Annotated in this window: 14 protein-coding genes; 6 read left to right on the forward strand and 8 right to left on the reverse strand. The window is 71.7% G+C overall.

Features of this window, described 5'->3' with window-relative positions; all coding sequences use genetic code 11:
- Positions 1-44: 44 nt before the first annotated feature.
- The 3 genes from NAEX_RS15755 to NAEX_RS15765 form a co-directional block, all read right to left on the reverse strand.
- Positions 45-1181 carry an STAS domain-containing protein gene (locus tag NAEX_RS15755; RefSeq protein WP_170135756.1) on the reverse strand — a complete coding sequence of 379 codons (1137 nt, stop codon included), beginning with the start codon at positions 1179-1181 and terminating at the stop codon, positions 45-47.
- A gap of 263 nt (positions 1182-1444) precedes the next feature.
- A complete protein-coding gene (locus NAEX_RS15760; RefSeq protein ID WP_096328316.1) occupies positions 1445-2995 on the reverse strand; it encodes a M16 family metallopeptidase in 1551 nt (516 codons plus the stop codon).
- Between the two features lies 1 nt (position 2996).
- Positions 2997-4607 (reverse strand): M16 family metallopeptidase, encoded by a 1611-nt coding sequence (locus tag NAEX_RS15765; protein ID WP_170135757.1) that lies wholly within the window; start codon positions 4605-4607, stop codon positions 2997-2999.
- A 246-nt stretch (positions 4608-4853) separates the two neighbouring features.
- Between NAEX_RS15765 and NAEX_RS15770 the strand changes: the two genes are divergently transcribed.
- Both NAEX_RS15770 and NAEX_RS15775 read left to right on the forward strand, forming a co-directional pair.
- Positions 4854-5432 (forward strand): peptidoglycan recognition protein family protein, encoded by a 579-nt coding sequence (locus NAEX_RS15770; RefSeq protein WP_096328318.1) that lies wholly within the window; start codon positions 4854-4856, stop codon positions 5430-5432.
- A 55-nt stretch (positions 5433-5487) separates the two neighbouring features.
- A complete protein-coding gene (locus NAEX_RS15775; protein WP_096328319.1) occupies positions 5488-6879 on the forward strand; it encodes a cytochrome P450 in 1392 nt (463 codons plus the stop codon).
- 98 nt (positions 6880-6977) lie between these two features.
- On the opposite strand, the gene NAEX_RS15780 is transcribed toward NAEX_RS15775, so the two are convergent.
- Positions 6978-7565 carry a hypothetical protein gene (locus NAEX_RS15780; RefSeq protein ID WP_096328320.1) on the reverse strand — a complete coding sequence of 196 codons (588 nt, stop codon included), beginning with the start codon at positions 7563-7565 and terminating at the stop codon, positions 6978-6980.
- Positions 7566-8028: 463 nt separating this feature from the next.
- On the opposite strand from NAEX_RS15780, the gene NAEX_RS15785 reads away from it, so the two are divergent.
- Entirely contained in the window at positions 8029-9219 is a 1191-nt protein-coding gene (locus NAEX_RS15785; RefSeq protein ID WP_170135758.1) for a DUF4215 domain-containing protein, read from the forward strand.
- On the opposite strand, the gene NAEX_RS15790 is transcribed toward NAEX_RS15785, so the two are convergent.
- The 4 genes from NAEX_RS15790 to NAEX_RS15805 all read right to left on the reverse strand — a co-directional run bounded on the left by NAEX_RS15790 (position 9191) and on the right by NAEX_RS15805 (position 13561).
- Positions 9191-10648 carry a dihydrolipoyl dehydrogenase gene (locus NAEX_RS15790; protein WP_096328322.1) on the reverse strand — a complete coding sequence of 486 codons (1458 nt, stop codon included), beginning with the start codon at positions 10646-10648 and terminating at the stop codon, positions 9191-9193. The genes NAEX_RS15785 and NAEX_RS15790 overlap by 29 nt on opposite strands.
- Before the next feature lie 59 nt (positions 10649-10707).
- Positions 10708-11514 (reverse strand): uracil-DNA glycosylase family protein, encoded by an 807-nt coding sequence (locus NAEX_RS15795; protein WP_143140609.1) that lies wholly within the window; start codon positions 11512-11514, stop codon positions 10708-10710.
- Positions 11515-11714: 200 nt separating this feature from the next.
- Complete coding sequence (locus tag NAEX_RS15800; protein WP_143140608.1) at positions 11715-12389, reverse strand: STAS domain-containing protein; 675 nt, start codon at positions 12387-12389, stop codon at positions 11715-11717.
- On the reverse strand, positions 12386-13561 hold the full coding sequence (locus NAEX_RS15805) for an FIST signal transduction protein (protein ID WP_096328324.1): 1176 nt from the start codon (positions 13559-13561) through the stop codon (positions 12386-12388). The genes NAEX_RS15800 and NAEX_RS15805 overlap by 4 nt, the downstream gene beginning before the upstream one ends.
- A 424-nt stretch (positions 13562-13985) precedes the next feature.
- Here NAEX_RS15805 and NAEX_RS15810 point away from each other — a divergent pair, with 424 nt between their 5' ends.
- The 3 genes from NAEX_RS15810 (at position 13986) to NAEX_RS47895 (ending at position 19408) form a co-directional block, all read left to right on the forward strand.
- Positions 13986-16205 carry an alpha/beta hydrolase family protein gene (locus NAEX_RS15810; protein ID WP_096328325.1) on the forward strand — a complete coding sequence of 740 codons (2220 nt, stop codon included), beginning with the start codon at positions 13986-13988 and terminating at the stop codon, positions 16203-16205.
- Positions 16206-16283: 78 nt separating this feature from the next.
- Positions 16284-17294: a hypothetical protein gene (locus tag NAEX_RS15815; RefSeq protein WP_096328326.1), complete on the forward strand. Its 1011-nt coding sequence runs from the start codon at positions 16284-16286 to the stop codon at positions 17292-17294.
- Positions 17295-17515: 221 nt separating this feature from the next.
- Positions 17516-19408, forward strand: a complete 1893-nt coding sequence (locus NAEX_RS47895) for an IgGFc-binding protein (protein WP_143140607.1) — start codon at positions 17516-17518, stop codon at positions 19406-19408.
- Positions 19409-19480 lie beyond the last annotated feature (72 nt).

The raw sequence follows: 19480 nt of genomic DNA on the forward strand, positions 1-19480 counted from the left end.
TGCGATGATTGCGACCACGACGGGCGCGACGCCCCTCGCGTCTTTCACTTGCGCGCGTCGGCCATCGCGCGGATGCAGTGGCCGAGCGCCTCGCGCAGCGTCGCGCGGACCGTCATCGCCGTCGTCTCGAGGCCGAGGGCCACGATCGTCTGGGCGATGTTGGGGTGAATGCCCGTGATCACGCTCTCGGCGCCGAGCAGGCGGACCGCGCGGACGAGGCCGAGGAGGTGGCTCGCGGTGCCGGTGTCGACCTCCTCGACGCCGGTGAGGTCGAGGATGGCGAAGCGGGCGCGGGTCTTCGCCACTGCCTGCAGCAGGTTGTCCATCAGCTCGGCGGCGCGGCCGCTGTCGAGCGTGCCGATGATCGGCACCGTCAGCACCCGGTCCCACACCTCGATGATCGGGCTCGACAGCTCGCGGATCACCTGCTGTTGTTGCTCGATCTGCAGCAGCTTCTCGCGCAGCGCCCTCTCGCCCTCGCGCTGCTCGGTCACGTTGAGCGACAGCGCCACGATCAGCTCGATCGACCCGTCCTCGCCGCGCACCGGGATCATCCAGTTCTCGAAGCTCGCCCCGTGCACCTCGGTCGAGGTGTGCTGCAGCGTCCCGGCGAGGGCGGCGTCGAGCGGCTCCGGGCCGAGGTTTTTGTAGAGCTCGCGGATGTTCTTGCCGACCAGCGCGTGCGGGGGCATGCCGATGCTCGCGAGCCCCTTGCCCTGGTGGTATGTACATAGCCCGTCGTGCTGCATCGTCCACACGATGATGTTCATGTTCTCGATGATCGCCCGCAGCATCGCGCCCTCGAGGCGGAGCGTCGCCTCGCGGGCGGCCCGGTCGGTGATGTCGCGGCCGTAGCAGGCGGTCGCCACGATCTGCCCCTCGGCGTCGCGCTCGGCCTGGCAGGTCCATTCGCAGGTCACCTCGACCCCGTCCTTGCGCGTGTGCGTGGCCGTCCGCGAGCCGCCCTCGGCGAGGTCGGCCCAGAGATCGCCCTCGCTCGGCAGGATCTGCTCGATCGCGGCACCTGTCGCCTCGGCGGCCGGCACCGCGAACACGCGGACCGCCGCCTCGTTCCACACCGTGATCCGCCGCCGGGCGTCGAGCTCGACGGCGATGAACGGCGCATGACGCAGGAGTCGGGCCTCCCGCGCCTCGGCTGCGGGACCGGAGAGATTTGCCATTCCACGAGTCAAACACGGCCGCGCGCGAGCTGTCCACGCGAAACCATGTACACACGCCGTCCGGCGGCCGCCCGCGCAGGCGCTCGCCGCGGGCGCGCCGACGCGCGCCCGCGGCTCAATCATACGACTTCGAATGCGTGTACTCGCGCGGATGCGCGCGCGCCTATGTACATCCTCCCATCTCCCGCCCCGTCGCGCTGAAATACAACGAGCGCGCGGCCCGAGGACCGCGCGCTCGCGTCATCGCCGAAGTGGGGCGTCGCCTACTCGGGCCGCTTGGCGGGCTGGGCGTCGGCGTCGAGGACGACCACGCCGCCGTTGCCGAACAGCTTCTCGCTGGCGATCGCGTCGAGGTCGCCGAGCACCTTGCTGGCGTCGCCGACCACGAGCACGACGAAGTCCTTGGCGCGCAGGTGCTTCTCGGCCGCCTTGCGGACCGCGGCGATGTCGACCGCGCGGAGGCGCTTCTGATAGCCGTCGTACCAGTCGAGCGGCAGCCCGAAGAACTTGAGCTGGCGGAACGCGCCGAGGGTCGCGGTGGGCGTGTCGAACTCGGCGGGCAGGGCCAGCAGGGCGCCTTCTTGCACGCGGAACAGCTCGTCGGGCTTCGCGTCGGAGGTGCGCATGGTCGCGATCTCCTTGGCGATCTCGCGCAGCGACGGGCCGGTCGCGTCGGTGCGGACCTGGCTGCTGGCGGCGAACGTGCTGCCGGCGCGGCGGTAGCCGAAGCCGGCGCGGCCGCCGTAGGTGTAGCCCTTGTCCTCGCGCAGGTTCATGTTGATCCGGCTGGAGAACGAGCCGCCGAGGATCTCCGCCATCAGGTCGGTCGCCTCGTAGTCGGGCGCGTTGCGCTTGGGCCCCGCGTGGCCGACGTACACCGACGACTGCGGCGCGTCCTTGACGTGGACGAAGAACACCGAGCCGAGCCGCGGCTTGGCGGCCGGGACGGCGGTCTTGGCCGGCGCCTTGCCCTTCCACTCGGGCAGGCGCGACGCCAGCTCTTGCTTGATCTCGTCCTGGGAGATCTGGCCGACCACCCACAGCCGGGCGCCGCCGGGCTTGAGCTTGCCGACCACCTTGGAGCAGTCCTTGAGCTGGACGGCGTCGATCGTCTTTTCGGTCTCGAGCCGGCCGTACGGGTGGTCGGCGCCCCACAAGAGCGGCGCGATCACGCGGCCGGCGATCGAGCCGGGGTTGCCCTTGGCCTGCGCGATCGAGGCCTTGCGGCGGTCCTTGAGGCGCTGGAAGTCGGCCTCGCGCATGCCCGGCTCGCGCAGCATCTCGGCCAGCAGGTCGAGCGCGGCCGGCAGCTCGCGCTTGAGCGAGCGGACCGTCAGGTTCGACGTGTCGGAGCCGCCGCTGGCGGTGACGCTGACGGCGTGGTCGGCCAGCTTCTCCTCCCACGCGACCTTGTCGAGGCGGGCGGTGCCCTCGTCGAGCAGGTCGAGGCACAGCGAATGTAGGCCGACCTGGTTCTTGGGGTCGCTGACGCCGCCGAAGTCGAACTCGAAGGTCATGTACACCGTCGGCAGCTTGTCGTTGCGGACGAGGTAGACCTCGAGGCCGTTGTCGAGCTTGAACGTCTCGACCTGCGGCAGCTTGAGCTCGGCGACCTGGGCCGGGGTCGGGCGGGTGGCGCGGAACGGCTCGTCGGGCCAGTCGGCGGGCGGCGGCGCGGCCTCGGCCTCGGTCGGCGCGGTCGCGACCGGCGCCGTCGACGGCTGCTCGACGGGCGGCTGGCTGGCGGGCTGCGGTTTGCACGCGGCGACGGCGGCCGACAGTGCGAGGAGGCTCAGCGTAATCGTGGTCTTCATGTCAGCCCTCCTTCGCGGCGGCGGCTTCCGCCGGCTTGTCCGTGGCTGCGGGCTTCTTCGGCTTCGGCGCCGGCTTCTCGGCCCCGGCGGCGTCGGCCGGCTTGTCGGCGGCGGCGGGCTTCTTCTTGCCCGCGGCGTCGCCGGCCGCGTCGGGCTTGGCCTCGGCGGCGGGCTTCTTCGCGCCTGTCCCTTCGGGCTTGGCCGAAGCGCCAGGTCCTTTCGGACCTGTCCCGTCGGACTGCCCCGGCGGCGGCGCGGCCGGCTTGGTGAGGATCTCGGCGTGCGGCTTGACCAGCCACTGGTTGGCGACCTCGCGCACGCGCGCCGGCGTGACCGCGCGCAGCCGCTGGAGGTAAGTGTTGGCGTAGCCGGGGTCGCGGGCGTAGTGGTTGAAGTACTGCAGCCGCTCGACGCGGCCCATCACGTCCTCCAGGCCCCACACGAACGACGACTCGGTGCCGACGACCACGCGGCGCATCTCGGCGTCGCTGACCGGCTCGCGGAGGATCCGCTCGAGCTCGCGGCGGATCGTCAGCTCGGCCTTGACCGGGTCCTGGCCCGGCTTGAGGTCGACGACGACGTGGAACGTGCCGGAGTGGCCGGCGCCGCTCTGGTAGGCCGACACCGACTGCGCGCTCTTGTCCTCGAGCACCAGCGCCTTGTAGAGACGACCCCAGCCGGTCGAGCCGAGCACGTCGGCCAGGACCTCGAGCTCGATGTCGCCGCCGCCGAGGCGGGGCGGGCTGTGCCAGGCGTAGTGGATGCGGTAGAGGCGGGCGAACGGGTCGTCGAGCTCGCGGCGGACCGTCTGCGTCAGCTGCGGCGCGCCGACCTGCGGGTGGGCCGGCTGCGGCAGCTTCGGGAAGCTGCCGAACCACTTCTGGACCAGCGCCTTGGCCTGCTCCGGCTCGAAGTCGCCGGCGATCGTCAGGGTCGCGTTGCTCGGCACGTACCACTTGCGGAAGAAGCCCTGCACGTCGGCGACGCTGGCGGCCTCGAGGTCCTCGTGGCGGCCGATCGTCAGGTAGCGGTACGGGTGGCCTTCGGGGTACAGCGCCTCGGCGACGGCGAAGCGCTCGCGGCCGTAGGGCACGTTGTCGTAGCGCTGGCGCCGCTCGTTGCGGACCACGTCGCGCTGGTTGGCGAGGCTCTTCTCGTCGAGCAGGTCGAGCATGTAGCCCATGCGATCCGACTCGAGCCACAGCGCCGTCTCGAGCTGGTGGCTGGGCACCACCTCGAAGTAATTGGTGCGATCCGAATTGGTGGTACCGTTGATTCCGGTGCCGCCGATCTCCTGCAGGATCTTGAAGTGGACGTCGTTGCCGATGTGCTTCGCGCCCTGGAACATCATGTGTTCGAACAGGTGGGCAAAGCCGCTCTTGCCGGGCGTCTCGTCGCCGCTGCCGACGTGGTACCAGAGGTTCGTGACGACCAGCGGCGCGGCCGAGTCGCGGTGCAAGATCACCTCGAGGCCGTTGGGCAGGACGTAGCGTTCGTAGGGGATGTCGACCCCTGGCGAGTCCGCGGCGGGCTTCGCGGGCGCCGCCTGGACGGGAGCCGCCGCCGCGCTCAGAAGCAGCGCGAGGGGCAAGAGCAGGTGCCGTGTGGCCATTGTTTCTCCTCGATAAGCCTTTTCGCGCATCGCCCCGCCGACCGCAAGAGCAAACGCGGCTCTCGGGCGCCGCGGCCGCGGCGACTTCTCTCGCGCCGCGGCCGCGAAACCGCCGCGCGGCCGCGTCGGCGCGGGCCCGAGTCGGCCGCCGCGAACGCGGCCCGGATGGCGCGCCTCGCCAATCGTACGTTGTTACGGCGGCGGGTCGGACTCGGGCGGCGGGTCCGTGCGTAGTGGCAAAAGACCATGCGCCGTCGTTCCCTGCTCGCCGCCGCCTGCACCGCCCTCCTGCCCGCCCGCGTGCATGCGCGACCGCCCGAGGTCGACGTCGCGGCCAGCAACGCCGAGCTGCTGGCGCGCCTTCGCGCCCCCGGCGCCCCGCTGCGGGTCTGGCAGTGGATCGTCGTGCACCACACCGCGGCCGAGTGGGCCACGCTGGAGGGCATCGACCGCTACCACCGCAAGCGCTTCGGCGACCCGCTCGGGGCCGAGTACCACTTCGTGATCAACAACGGCAAGAAGCGCCCGGCGGGGCTCGTCGAGGCCGCGCGCTGGCGGTATCAGGAGCCGGCCGCGCACCTGTTCAAGCCCGAGAACGCCCCGGCCTCGATCGCTGTGTGCCTGATCGGCAACTTCGAGGAGCGGCCGCTGCCCGCGCCGATGCTCGACGCCCTCGTCGACCTCACCGCCGCGCTCATGCGCGAGTGCTCGATCCCCGCCGAGCGCGTCAGCACCCACCGCGTCGTCGACGACAAGCTCACCCAGTGCCCCGGCAAGCACTTCCCGCGGGCCGAGTACCTGCGCCGGATCGGCGCGGGGACATGACTCTTCGGACAGGTTCTCGGCGCCCCCGAATCGCCCCGTGTTATAGTCCCGGGCGATGCTCGCGTCGCTCCGCACCGTCCTCGTTCGCGCCACCGATCGCGCCGCCATTCGTATGACCGGCGGGGCGCGGCGGCCCGGGGAGCCGCCGATCGTCCGCCCGCGCCTGCCCTTCGTCGGCCACGCGCTGGAGATCGGGCGCGACCTCACCGCCCTGCTGCGCGCGTGCCAGCGCGAGCACGGCGATGTCTTCACCCTGCTCGTGGCGGGCCAGCGGATGCACTTCATCTGCGACCCGCTGAGCTACCCGCAGGTGCTCAAGGCGCAGGACAACCTGACCTTCCACGAGATCGGCCAGGAGATCGGCACGCGCGCGTTCGGCTACCACTCGCCGCCGCCCGGCCCCGGCCTCGACGAGCTCGAGCGCTATTACCACGAGCACCTCAAGAACGCCGCGCTCGCGCCGCTGACGGCCCGCATGGAGGAGCGCCTGCGCGTCGCCTTCGACCGCTTCACCGGCGACGACTGGCAGGAGCAGGGCCTGTTCGACTTCAGCGCCCGGGTGATCTTCGCCGCCGGCATGGAGACGCTGTACGGCGAGGGCATCGCCGACGACGCCGCGCTGCGCGACTTCCAGCGCACCGACCGGTGGTTCCCGCTGCTCGCGGCCGGCGTGCCGGCGAGGGCCTTCCCCGGGCTGCTCCGCGCGCGCGAGCGGCTGCTCGTCCGCGTCGACCCGATGCGCCCCGACGCCAGCGCCTTCATCCGCGCGCGCGACCTCCTGCTGGCGAAGATCACCACCCCGCGCAATCGCCAGCTCCTCCAGGCCGCGATCGTCTGGGCCTCGCAGGCCAACACCTTGCCGGCGGCCTTCTGGTCGCTGGCGCACCTGCTGCACGACCCGCCGGGCCGCGCCGCGATCGTCGCCGAGGTCGAGGAGCGCGGCTTCGGCGACCTCAAGCGCCTGCCGAAGCTGTTCAGCAGCGTCTGCGAGTCGCTGCGGCTGTGCAGCGAGTCGCTGACGATCCGCCTGGTCCACCGCGACTGCGAGCTCACCCTGGCCGAGGGCAAGACCATCGCCCTGCGAGCCGGCGACCGCGTCGCGCTGTGCCCCCAGCTGATGCACCGCGACCCGGAGATCTTCCCCGACCCCGAGCGCTTCCACTTCGACCGCTTCCTGTCCGAGGGCGGCGGCCCGCGGCAGTTCCGCAAACGCGGCCAGCGCGTGCCGATCCCGCTGATGCCCTACGGCGGCGGCGTCAGCATGTGCCCCGGCCGCTTCCTCGCCAACAACGAGGTCATGCTGTTCGCCGGCCTCGCGCTGACGCGCCTCGACATCGAGCTGCTCGAACCCGGCCTGCCGCCGCTCGACAAGACCCGCGCCGGCCTCGGCGTGCTGTCGCCGACCCGCGACCTGCGCTGCCGGATCCGCCGCAAGCCGCGGGCCTGACGCCGAACCGCCGAGCTGTCCTTTCGAACCTATCTCCGAATCGCGGGACCAGCAGGGCCGGCGGCCTGGCCCATGGGTCATGTACGATGATTCGCGGCTCACGAGGCCGGCGCGGCGAGCGCGGCCTGCGGCGGCGGCGTCGACTCGACGCGCGCGACCTGGGCGCAGTTGAGCTCGCAGGTGGCCTGGTCGGTCGCGCGGACGCCCTTGTCGGTGTGGCAGAGCTTGACGCACGACGCGAGCTTGGTGAGCACCTCGGTCGGCGGCGAGAAATCCGCCTGGGCCGCCATGGACTGGCACGAGTTGGCGCAGGACTCGCTGTCCTGGCTGCTGTTGCAGCGGCCGAGGCACGAGGTGATGCGGGCGATCGCGTCGTTCTCGGTCGCCTCGGCCGTGCCGCGGGCCTCGGCGCCGTACGCGGTGTCACAGTTGAGCCGGCAGGTCTTGCGGTCGGTCGGCGCCTGGATATCGTCGCACGAGGTCAGACAGTCCGACAAACTGGCGAAGGTGCCGACGCCGCTGGCCGAACCGACCGCCGCAGCGGTCTTCGGCGCGACCTCGACGGGCGCGGTGTGCTGGCGCTCCTTGGCCGCCGTGACGACGGCGATCTCCTTCTTGAGGATCTCTTGCTGGTCGCAGCCGACGGCGAGCGCGAGGACGAAGAGGACTTTGGTGGCGTGATTCATGACGTCCGTTCCTTTCGAAGCCGTCCATCGACGGGGGTGCTGAAACCCTGTGCGAGGCGGCCCGGGTCGACCCGTAGGGGCCCGCAGCCCCGCGGCCGGCGAGGAATCGCGCGTCCCGGAATGATCACACCAGGGGCGCCGCGCAATTTGCGCTCACGGCGAAAGTCTCACGATCCCGCGAATGGCGGCAGATCGTGCGCCTGGCCGTTTTGCGGCCGAGTCCGCCGCCGAATGGCGCCGCAGCTCGCACATGTCTCACAGCACATGCCCTTTCCACCATGTAATCAATGACGCCGGGCCTCCCTCGATTCGCGCCAGCGACCTGGGCCGCGCCGCGGTCCGATCGCGGGCGGATCCACCCCCCGCTGCATTCCAGGAGAGCGACGTTCTTCGCGCCCGGCTCGGCACACGCGGACCTGGGCGCCGGCTTGACGGGCCGGAGCGCCGCCGGGACCATGGGCCCATGGTTCGAGCGATCGTCGGGGCCTTCGCGGTGCTGGGGGTCGGGGGATGCAGCGGCGGCGAGCCGCTCGACGGCGGGAACACCAACCCGTTCACGACCGCGCCCCCGACCGCGCCGACGGGGACCACGGACGAGAACACCGGCACCGGCGCGCCGACGACCGGGGACCCATTGACCTCGACCAGCGAGGGCGGCAGCGACAGCGACGCGACCACGAGCACCACCGACGCGACCACCGACGCCACCGCCACCGCCACCGCCACCGCTACCGCCACCGCGACGATGGGCACCACCGGCGAGCCGGACCCGGTGTGCGGCAACGGCATCATCGAGACCGGCGAGGCCTGCGACGACGGCAACCAGGTCGACACCGACGCCTGTCGCAACAGCTGCGTCGCCGCGGCCTGCGGCGACGGCGTGGTCCAGATGGGCGCCGAGGCCTGCGACGACGGCAACCAGGTCGACGACGACGCCTGCAGCAACGCGTGCAAGGCGGGCGCCTGCGGCGACGGCACGGTCCAGATGGGCGAGGCCTGCGACGACGGCAACGTCGTCAACGAGGACGCCTGCCTCAACACCTGCGCCGTCGCCACGTGCGGCGACAGCGTCGTCCAGGCCGGCCTCGAGGGGTGCGACGGCGGCGGCGAGACCCCGCAGTGCAACGGCGACTGCACCGCGGCCGCCTGCGGCGACGGCAAGGTCAACGCCGCCGCCGGCGAGCAGTGCGACGCCGGCGGACAGACCGCCCAGTGCGACGACGACTGCACCACCGCCGCCTGCGGCGACGGCAAGATCAACCCCGCCGCCGGCGAGGACTGCGACGACGGCAACGTCAACGCCAACGACGGCTGCTCACCCGCGTGCAAGATCGAGGTGTTCGCCCAGAAGTGCCAGCAGGGCAACGACCCCGGCACCGGCGCCCCGTGGGTCGTGTGCGACGCCAACGCCAACTGGGCCTGGATCTCCGCCAACAATCAGGGCAGCTTCCATCACGAGCTCATCTGCCAGAACCTCGGCTACGCCGGCGTCGGCCAGATCGGCGGCACCTGCGGCAACGTGTGCGGCTACTGCGAGGGCGGCACCAGCTGTCAGGCCAACGGTCAGCAGGTGTTCGACGGCGGCGGCGCCTGCGGCCAGGACGGCCTCGGCCCGCTGCTCTGCGTCACGGTCCACTGGACGTGCGTGAAGTAGCGTCCGCGCCCGCCCTGTTCGCACCTGTCTTTGCGGACATCTGGGTGCGCAGGTCGAGCAGCGCCGAGCGCAGGCCCTCCTCGACCACCGGGTGGTAGAACGGCAGCCGCAGCACCTGGTCGACCGTCAGCCCGCTCTGGATCGCCCACGCCAGAAGGTGCGCCAGGTGCTCGCCGGCCGGCGCCACCAGCTCGGCGCCGAGCAGCGCGCCCGTGGCGTCCGAGCCGTACACGCGCAGGAGCCCGTGGTTCTTGGCCATCACCCGCGCGCGGCCCTGGTCGCCGAAGTCGACCTGGCCGATCGAGCAGGTCGAGAGGTCGAGCGCGTCGAACCGGCGGCCGACGAACGCCACCTGCGGGTCGGTGAACACGATCGACAGCGGCGCGCGGCGCTCGCCCGGCAGCACCTCCGGGAAGGTCGCCGCGTTGCGCCCGGCGATCTGACCGTCGTCGATCGCCTCGTGCAGCAGCGGCCGCAGCCCGGCCGCGTCGCCGGCGAGGAACACCGGTGCCTCGCCGCACTGCAGCGTGGCCTTGTCGAACTCGCGCGGCCGGCCCTTGTCGTCGAGCTCGACCCCCGCGCGCCCCAGCTCGAGCCCGTCGAGCCGCGGCGCGCGGCCGGTCGCCGCCAGCACCAGAGGCCATGTCCCTTCGGACACCTCGCCGTCCTCGCCGCGGAACCGGACCCACAGCCCGTCGGCCCGCTCCTCGGCCGCCTCGAGGTTCGAGCGCGTGTGCAGCGTCATCTCGCGCGCCAGCGCCGACTTGGCCGACGCCAGCACCGCGGGGTCGCGGATCCCCGCGACCTTGCCGTCGGCGCACAGCACCGTCACGCGCGCGCCCAGGCGGGCCAGCGCCTGCCCGAGCTCGACCCCGATCGGCCCCGCGCCGACCACCAGCAGGCGCTCGGGGATCGCCTCGAGCTCGAACACCCGGTCCGAGTCGATCACCCACGGCGACTCGAGCCGCGCCAGGATCGGCGGCAATCGCACCGCCGAGCCGACCGCCACCACCACGGCCCGGCGCGCCGTCACCCGCAGGTCGTCGCCGACCGCGAGCACGTTCGGCGCGACGAAGCGAGCTCGACCGTCGATGAGGAGCCCGCGCTCGCGCAGCGCCTTCGCGTCCCGCAGCTGAAAGCCGACGAAGCGGTCGCGCTCGCGGCGGACGCGGCCCATCACCTCGCCGGGGACCACGCGCGGCTCGCCGGCGTGGACCCCGAAGATCTTCGCCTCGCGGACCGCGTGCGCCGCCTCCGCGGCCGCGATCAGCAGCTTCGAGGGCATGCAGCCGACGCGCGCGCAGGTGGTGCCGAGGGGCCCCGGATCGATCGCCACCGCGTGCGCCCCGGCCTTCTCCGCCGCCCGCCGGGCGTTGAGCCCCGCCGTCCCCGCGCCGATCACCGCGACATCGACCGTCTGCTCGCGCATGCGGGAACTATAGCCAAGTCTCGCCCCGCGGCGCGCCCTGTGCGGATCCGCGCCCCGCCTCAACCCGCGGACACCCTGCGAGCGGCGCTGCGCCTGACCTTTTCGACCTGCGTCTTCGGACCTGTCTCTTGCAGCAGGTCACTGAGCGGGCACACGCCGAGCGCGGCGAGGTCGGCCGCGGCGGCGTCGGCCCACCCGCTGTTGGCGAGCGGAGACGCCGGGCTCGGGTGGAGGATCTTGCCGATCTTCGACCGCGCGCCGACGACCTTCTGCGCCCGCTTCTCGGCCCACGCGCCGATGCCGATCACCCACGCAGGCTCGAGCAGCTCGACCAGGCGCAGCAGGTGGCGGTCGCACGCGGCCTCGAGCGGGGCGCGCTGGTCGGCGGGCAGCTTGTCGGGCGTGAAGTTCTTGCCGCTGGCCTCGATGAAGGTGAGCGGGCAGTAGTTGGCGACGTAGTGGCGGTTGAAGAACCGCTCGGCGGTGCCCCAGCGCTGGGCCACCGCGCCCCACAGGCGCGAGCCGCTGACCTCGGCGCGCGTACACGCGAACCCTTGCACCGGCCGGTCCGGGTGCTCGTGCTGCGGGCGCGACACCGGCGCCTCGATCTTCAAGAAATCGCGCACCGCCTTGACCTCGCCGAACGGCACCCCCGTCTGCGTCATCCCGAACGGCCCCGGGTTCATGCCGAGGAACACCACGTCCTTGCGGCCGCGCCCGTAGGCGGCGATGTACGCGGCGTGAGCCGCCCACGCGTAGTCGAGCGGGTGATACACGTGCGTGATCGGCTCGGAGAACGAGAGGCTGCGCACCTCGTCCGCGAGACGGCTGGCTGCAGCCTGCAGCTCGGCGGCGATCGTCGTCATGACGGGCCCGCCATACGCCGAAACGCCGGTCCGCAGCAAGGCCGGCGCATTCGCCGTTTTTGTATGCCCGCTCGCAAGAGTTTCACTGCGGCGAGCCTCGCGCGAATCGCCGGCGTGAATCACTCCGCGCCTCGTCGTCGCTGACGGCGCCGCTGCATCCTCGCCTCGACCGTTTTGCGACGCGTCGACGCCGACGGCCTCTACTGCGACCGGGAGGCCGGGGGGGCGCGCAAGATCTCCGCCAGCGCCGCCGACATGTCGCGGGTCGCCGCCAGCGCCGTCTCGAGCCCGAGCGTCGCCATCGCCCCGGCCACCGCCGGTTGCAGCCCGCAGACGATGCAGCGGGCCCCGAGCAGGCGGGTCGCGCGGGCCAGCGCGACCACGTGCGCGGCGGTGCGGGCGTCGCTGGTGGCCACGCCGGTGACGTCGAGGATCACGAAGCGGGCGCGGGTCGCGGTCACCTCCGCGAGCGTGCGCGAGGTGATCGCCGCGGCGCGCTCCTCGTCGACCGCGCCGACGATCGGCAGCGCCAGCACGCCCGGCCACACGCGCAGGATCGGCGTCGACAATTGCGCCACCAGGTCGCGCAGGCGGACGATGAGCTGGTGGTTCTCCGCCTCGCTGCGGCGCAGCTTCTCGTTGCCGAGCTCGAGCGCGCGGGCGCGGTCGACCTCGGCGGCGCGGGCCTGCTCGAGCTCGGCGGTGAGGCGGTCGAGCTCCTCGTTCTTCTGGCGGATCACCTCCATCGCCAGCGCGTGCTGCTGGAAGCTGGCCATCGCCCGCGTCGCCTTGCGCGCGGTCGCCTCCTTCTCTTGCCGCAGCGCCGCCACCTCGGCGCGCAGGGCCTCGAGCTCGTGCGGCAGTTCCACGCTCATGACGAGGCGCGGGGGTTGGAGTCGCCGAACGCCAGCACGGTCAAGGTGGTGTTGATGGCGAAGCCGCAGAACAGCTCGAAGCAGACGTTCATCCCCGCGGGCGTCGGCGCGGCGGTGAACGCTTGCGACAGCTGCTCGACCACCCCGTGGCTGTGCGCGGTCCACATGCGGCCGCCGCAGTGGAACAGCAGCGCGGCGGTCGGCGACTGGACGCGGCGGGGCAGCTCGATGGTGAAGAAGTCGCGGGTCGACTGGACCATGTCGACCCGGCGCATCAGCTCGAGCTCGGCGCCCTCGTCGAGCATGTTGGCGAACAGGATCGAGCCGTCGGGCAGCGGCTTCCACGGCGAGCGGAGGAAGATCTCGCGGCCGACGCGGATGCCGGTGGGGCGCTCGGAGAAGCCGCGAGGCAGGCCGAATTCGAGCTCGTCGACGGACACGCCGAGCAGCTCGGCGTAGCGGCGGGCGGCGGGCTGGCCGTCGATCTCGAGCGCGCGGGTGCACGAATCGTCGACTCTGGTGATTGTCAGCGTCTGCCCCGTCGGCTCGTACCAATGCGAGCGGAGCGCCGCCCACGGCGCGTCGGTGCGGAACAGGGCGATCAGCGCCGCGTCGGTGGCGACCTCGCCGTCGACGTGGACGTGGGTCTGGGCGACCGACGGGTCGAAGATCGTATTGCTGGCACCGCCGCCGACCAGGACCACGCCCGGGTTGCGATCGAGCATTCCGATCAGCAGCTCTTCCTTCTTGTAGCGAAAGCCGTCGTCGATCACGAGGCCGACGCAGCGCGCGGTGTCGAGGTCTTCGGGCGCGGTGCCCAGCTCGGCGCAGGCCTGGGCCATCGCCGCTGCCCCTGCCTCGATCGGCGCCTCGCTGAGGTTCTTGCCGAGCCCGAGGCCGACCTCGAAGTCGCCCGTGAGGCCGGCGAGGACCACGCTGCCGGTGTGGAGCCCGTCGTGATCGATCTCCCCGGCGGTCGTCGCCCCGACGAGGCGCGTCGTCGCCGGCAGGCGGGCCCGCACCGCCGCATGGAGCGCGCGCTGGTCTCGATCGCTCGACGCGAACATCACCGCCAGGCGGGGTGGCGCTCCGAGCCCGCCGACCAGCGCTTCGGCGGCCGTCAGCGGGTCTGCGGCGTGGCTCCGCGCGGTCGTCATCACGATCGATGCCATAAACACCTCCGCACGGGCCTTCGCGGCCGCAGCGATGGAAGCACAGATTTTCAAGTTATGGGCTTTCGTTGCGGACGGGAACGCCTGCAAACGCGGACCATAATCGGGTAAGGAGGCTCTGGGAGGCCTCTGGCGGCCGTTTGACGCGGCCTCCCCGGAATCACGCATCGTGCGTTATCGCGCGCAAATCATGCTTCTCTCGTTGGGGGCGAGACACCTGCAGGTTTCCCCCTGTCGACGTGGGACCCCGCTGCGGGGCCGCCTGGCGGGCCGGGGCGGCCAATCATCGGTCCGTACTACCAGCAATGAGGCGAATGGCGGCACTCCATGTCTGCAATCACCGCGCGGTGGGAGCCGGTGTACGTGCATCGACCGGCTGCAGCCGCGTTGCGCGGTCCCGCACATCGCTGGTATATTTCTCGGCATGCGATGGTCCCCCCGCCTCGTCGTGCTCCTGTTTCCGTTCGCGTGTGGTTTCGAAGAAGACGGCTCGACCGCCTCGCAGGGCGGCGGAAACGGCGACGGCACCACCACCACCACCACCGGCGAGCCGACCACGGGCGCCGACTTACCGCCCGGTTTTTGGCCCGGCGTCGCCTGCGCGCCGCCCGCCGAGGAGCAGGAGTCGGGGCCGAAGATCTATTTCGACCTCGACGCCGGCCGGGTCGCGGGCCGCGATTTTTTCCGCCTCCCGTTCCCGCTCGACGCCCGGCGCCGCGGCGGGGGCATCGACCTCACGGGTTTCCCGAGTCCGCCGGCCGACCTCGACCCCGCATTCGGCAACGTCGTCGGGCGCTGGTTGTCGCACCTGGGGTCCGACGCGCCGGGCTTCGCCGTCAACGGCGCGGTCCTCTTTCGCAGCACCCACGGCATCGGCGACCCGCAGGGCATCTCCATCGTCAACATCGACCCCGACCACCCGAACTACGGCAAGAAGCTCGAGGGCCTGTCGTACAGCGCCAAGAACGGCGACACCAGCGGCAACAATTACATCTGCCGCAACTGGCTCGCGGTCGAGACGATCGACGGCGTCCCGCTCGAGCCGGGCACCACCTACGCCGTGCTGATCACCGACAGTTTGCGCACCGTCGACGGCGACCGGTTCAGCCCCGACGCTGACTTTTCGGCCATGCTCTTAGGGACAGCCCCGACGGACGCCCGGCGCAAGGCCGCGTGGGACACCTTCGCGCCGCTGCGGCAGTTCCTCGCCAGCCCCGAGAACGGCGCCGGCGTCGACGTGCAGGCGAGCGAGCTCGTGGGCGGCGCCGTCTTCACCACCGCCGCCAACACCGACGTCCTCGCCGGTGCGCGCGCGGCCGTGCGGGCCGCCCCGCTCCACGTCTCCGACCTGCACCTGTGCCAGGCGGCCGGGCCCGGGCCGTGCTCCGGGTTCGCCGGCCTCACCGCCGACGAGCGGGCCGAGCGCGAGTGCGGCGCGCCCTCGCCGGACTACCTCGAGGTGCAGGGCCGCGTGCGCCTGCCGATCTTCCAGGAGGGCATCCCGCCGTACGCCGACATCGGCGGCCGCATTGACGTCGAGGGCGGCCTGCCGGTCCAGCGCAGCAGCTTCGACGCCTGCTTCAGCCTCACCCTGCCGGCCGGGCCGCCGCCGGCCGAGGGCTGGCCGGCGGTCGTCTACGCCCACGGCACCGGCGGCGGCTTCCGCAGCCCGCTGATCGACGGCACCGCCCGCGCGCTGGCCGGGCGCGGCCTGGCGACGATCGCCCTCGAGGGCGTGATGCACGGCGAGCGCCGCAACGACAGCGACGACGACGGCGAGGTCGACGGCCTCGACGTCGATCAATTGGTGTTCAACGTCTACAACCCCGAGTCCGCGCGCGACACGATCGTGCAGGGGGCGATCGATCAATTCACCGCGGTCCGCCTTGCCGAAGAATGGCAGGACACGACCTTGCTCGCCGGCCAGGTGCTGCAATTCGACGCGAACGCGCTGTTCTTCATGGGCCACAGCCAGGGCGCCAACTCGGGCGCGCTGTTCCTGCCGTTCGAGCCGCTGGTCCGCGCCGCGGTGCTGAGCGGCGGCGGGGCCAAGCTGCCGCGCGCGCTGCTCGGCAAGGAGGAGCCCAGGGTCGAAAACCCGGCCGGCGGCGATTGGCTCGCCCCGCGTGAATTGCTGCAGCTCGCGTTCCAGGAGCGCCCGGATCGCCCGCTCGACACGCCGCACCCGATGCTCGTCCTGCTCAACACCTTCGTCAATCGCTCCGACGCCGACAACACCGCGCCCCTCATTCGTCGCCGCCCGCTCGACGGCGTCCCGGCCAAGCACGTCTTGAATTACATCGGCCACGTCGACCGCTACACCCCGCTGCGCGCCGCCGGCAACCTCGCCATCGGCCTCGGCGCGCCGATCGCCGGCCAGAACCTGTTCCAGCCGCCCTGTGATGATTACACCGACGAGAACGAGCGCGTCGCCTGCGGCTGGACGTCCGGCCAATGGCTGCCCGAGGTCGCGCTCCCGGTCACCGGCAACGCCGGCGGCGGCAAGTTCACCGTCGTCACCCGCATGCTGCCCGCGCCCGCAGACAAGGACGGCCACTACGTCGCCTTCGAGCCGGCCGAGATGACCCGAATCGCCGAATTCTTCGCCTCCGCCCTCGTCGACGGGGTGCCGACGGTGAAGTGAGCGAATCCGCGCGGTCCCAGGCCCGCCATCGTTAGCTTTTATATTTTTACGAGAGAATTTTGTGATATTCTCGGCGGCATGGCTTCCTCGCCTCGCCGCCGAGTCGTCTGGTTCTCCCTCGCGTGCGCCCTCGCCTGCGGCCCCAAGCCGGGCGCCGAGACGACCGACACCACCGATTCACCGGCCACGACCGGGCCGGGCACGACTGGTTCCGCGAGCACGGCCGGCGATACTACGCTGCTCGAGACCACCTCGACGACCAGCGGCAATCCGACCACCGCCAGTTCCACCGCGCCGAATCCCACCACCGCGAATCCCACCACCACGAGCGACAGCGGCGAGACCACCGACACCACGGGCACGTCGTTCATCATTGTCCCCGACGTCGGCGGCGACGTGTGTCCCGGCGTCGCCGCCAGCTTCTGCGACCCGTGGTCGCAAGAAACCTGCGGCCGCGACGAGAAATGTGCCCCCTCGGGCGGCGGCTGCGACGTCTTCATCCACACCATCTGCGACGATCTCCCTCCCCAGCCGGTGCCGATCGGCGGCGCCTGCACCTCCGAGGTCGGTCCGCTGAGCGGCCGCAACGACTGTGAGCGCGGCGCCACCTGCTGGTTCATCGACCCCGACACCCTGCTCGGCACCTGCGTCGGCCTGTGCCACGGCTCGCACGAAGCCCCCGATTGCGCGCACGTCCCCGGCACCGCCTGCGTGTTCGTCCATGACGAACCCTTCTCCGCCCCGCTGTGCCTGCCGACCTGCGACCCCTTCGAGCCGACCTGTCCCGAAAAACATCACTGCCACCCGACCTGGGCCGCCCCGGAAGTGTTCGCCTGCACCCCCGACGCCCTCCCGCCGCTCGGCGCCGCCTTCGAGCCTTGCGCCAAGACCGACTGCGCCGCCGGCCTGCTGTGCAGCGAGCCGGAGACCGCCGCCATCGAGTGCGCCCCCGGCTTCAATTGCTGCACCCCGCTGTGCGACCTCGACACCCCCGACTGCCCCGGCGCCGGCCAGGTCTGCCTCCCCTATTACGAAATGGGCCAGGCCCCCGCCGGCCTCGAGGACCTCGGCCGCTGCGCCCTGCCGTGATCGCAGCCGCGAGCGTACGGCGGCCTCGCCGGGCCACCCTTTCACCCGGCGTGGCGATCGAGCAATGTCTGCCGATGCTCGCCGACTCGTCCAGTTCAATCGCGCCCCGCGCGAAGCGGCGCGCCCGCGGGGGGATGTACCCGTCCGCGATCGCGAGCCTGCGCGTCGTGGCCGAGCGCGCCGGCTCGCGGGCCGGGCGGCGGTCGTGATACGACGCCAGGATGCTTCGCCTCCGCCGTTACGCCCTCCTCGCATTGCCGCTCGCTGCCGCCTGTAATGACGGCAGCGGTTCGACCGCGGCCGTGACCGACACGGCTCCGACGACCGTCCCGATCACCACGGACACCGCCGGGACCACCGACACGACCGGCACCGCCACCACCGACCCGCCGACGGGCACCACCGCGGGCACCGGCACCGACAGCGGCACCGACACGGCAGGCCCCACCACGGATACGCCGCCCACCGGCACCGACACGACCGGCACCGTCACCACCGAGAACGTCAGCGTCTCGACGACCGCCGGCACCGACAGCACCACCGGCGATCCGCCGGTCTGTCCCGAAGACCAGATCGTCTGCGACGGCAACACCGCCCAGGTGTGCGACGGCATGGGCGGCTTCAAGAGCGAGGAGGCCTGTCCGACCCTGTGCGCCCCCGACCTCGGGTGCGTCGAGTGCATCCCCGGCGAGAGCGAGTGTCAGGGCGACGACGTCGCCACCTGCAACGACGCCGGCACCGGCTTCGACATCACCGAGAGCTGCGACCCGCTGCAGGGCCTGTCGTGCGACGCCAATTCCGGCGCCTGCGCCGGCGCCTGCGCCGGCCTCGGCCTGTCGTACATCGGCTGCGACTACTACCCCACCGTCACCAAGCAGTACGACCTCTACAACACCGCGCCGAAGGACGTGTTCGCGGTCGCGGTCGCCAACACCTCCGCGCAGATGGTGAACATCACCGTCACCCGCGGCGGCAACATGGTCGCCTCCAGCAGCGTCGCGCCCAACGCGGTGCAGCTCCTCGAGCTGCCGTGGGTCAACGAGCTGACGAAGGGCGACGGTCCGAGCGCGCTCGTCGTCGACGGCGCCTACCGCCTGCGCACCACCGGCCCGGTCACCGTCTACCAGTACAACCCGCTCAAGGCGACCACCACCAACGACGCCTCGCTGCTGCTCCCCGTCAACACCTGGACCGGCAACTACCTGGTCGCCGCGCGCGGCCAGTGGACCGGCATCCCCGGCTTTTACGCCGTCACCGCCCGCCAGGACAACACCACCGTCACGCTGACCCCCTCGGCCACCGGCAAGATCATCGCTGCCGGCGGCGGCGTCGCGGCCGACGGCACCGGCGTCGTCGTGCTCAACGAGAGCGACGTCCTGCAGGTCGTCGCCACCGCCAGCGATCCCACCGGCACGATCGTCAACGCCGATAAGCCGGTCCAGGTCATCGGCGGCCACAAGTGCACCAACGTGCCCGACAACGTCGCCGCCTGCGATCACCTCGAGGAGTCGATGTTCCCGATCGAGACTCTCGCCAAGGAGTACGTGGTCGTCCCGCCGGTGCAGGTCCCCAACGACCAGCTCGACAAGGCGCAGATGGTGCGGATCATCGCCAGCGAGCCCGGCACCACCCTCACCTTCAACCCCGACCAGCCGGTCAACAAGACCCTCGCCAACGCCGGCGACTTCATCGAGATCCCCACCACCACCGCCAAGTTCGTCGTCTCGGCCGACAAGAAGATCCTCGTCGCCCAGTACATGGTCGGCCAGACCGGCGGCTACGGCACCAGCGACCCGTCGATGCTGCTGGCCGTCAACCCGCTGCAGTGGCGCAAGGACTACCTGTTCCACGCGCCGACCAACTGGGTCGCCAACTACGTCGACCTCATCGCCAAGACCGGCGCCGCCGTCAAGGTCGACAACGTCGACGTCGCCACCTGGGCCCCGATCGGCAACACCGGCTACGCCGTCGCCCACGTCAAGCTCAGCAACGCCGGCGACGGCAACCACCGCGTCACCGCCGACCAGGGCGTCAGCGTCGCCGTCGGCGGGGTCATGAGCGCCGGCAGCTACTGGTACCCCGGCGGCCTCGACCTCGACCTCATCCCGCAGTGAGCGAGTGCCATCATTGCGCGCCGTCGTTCGACGGCGGCCCGCGAATCATCGCACCGGCGGCGCCCCCTTTTA

The organism is Nannocystis exedens (assembly GCF_002343915.1).
In the GTDB taxonomy this organism is placed as follows: Bacteria; Myxococcota_A; Polyangia; order Nannocystales; family Nannocystaceae; genus Nannocystis; species Nannocystis exedens.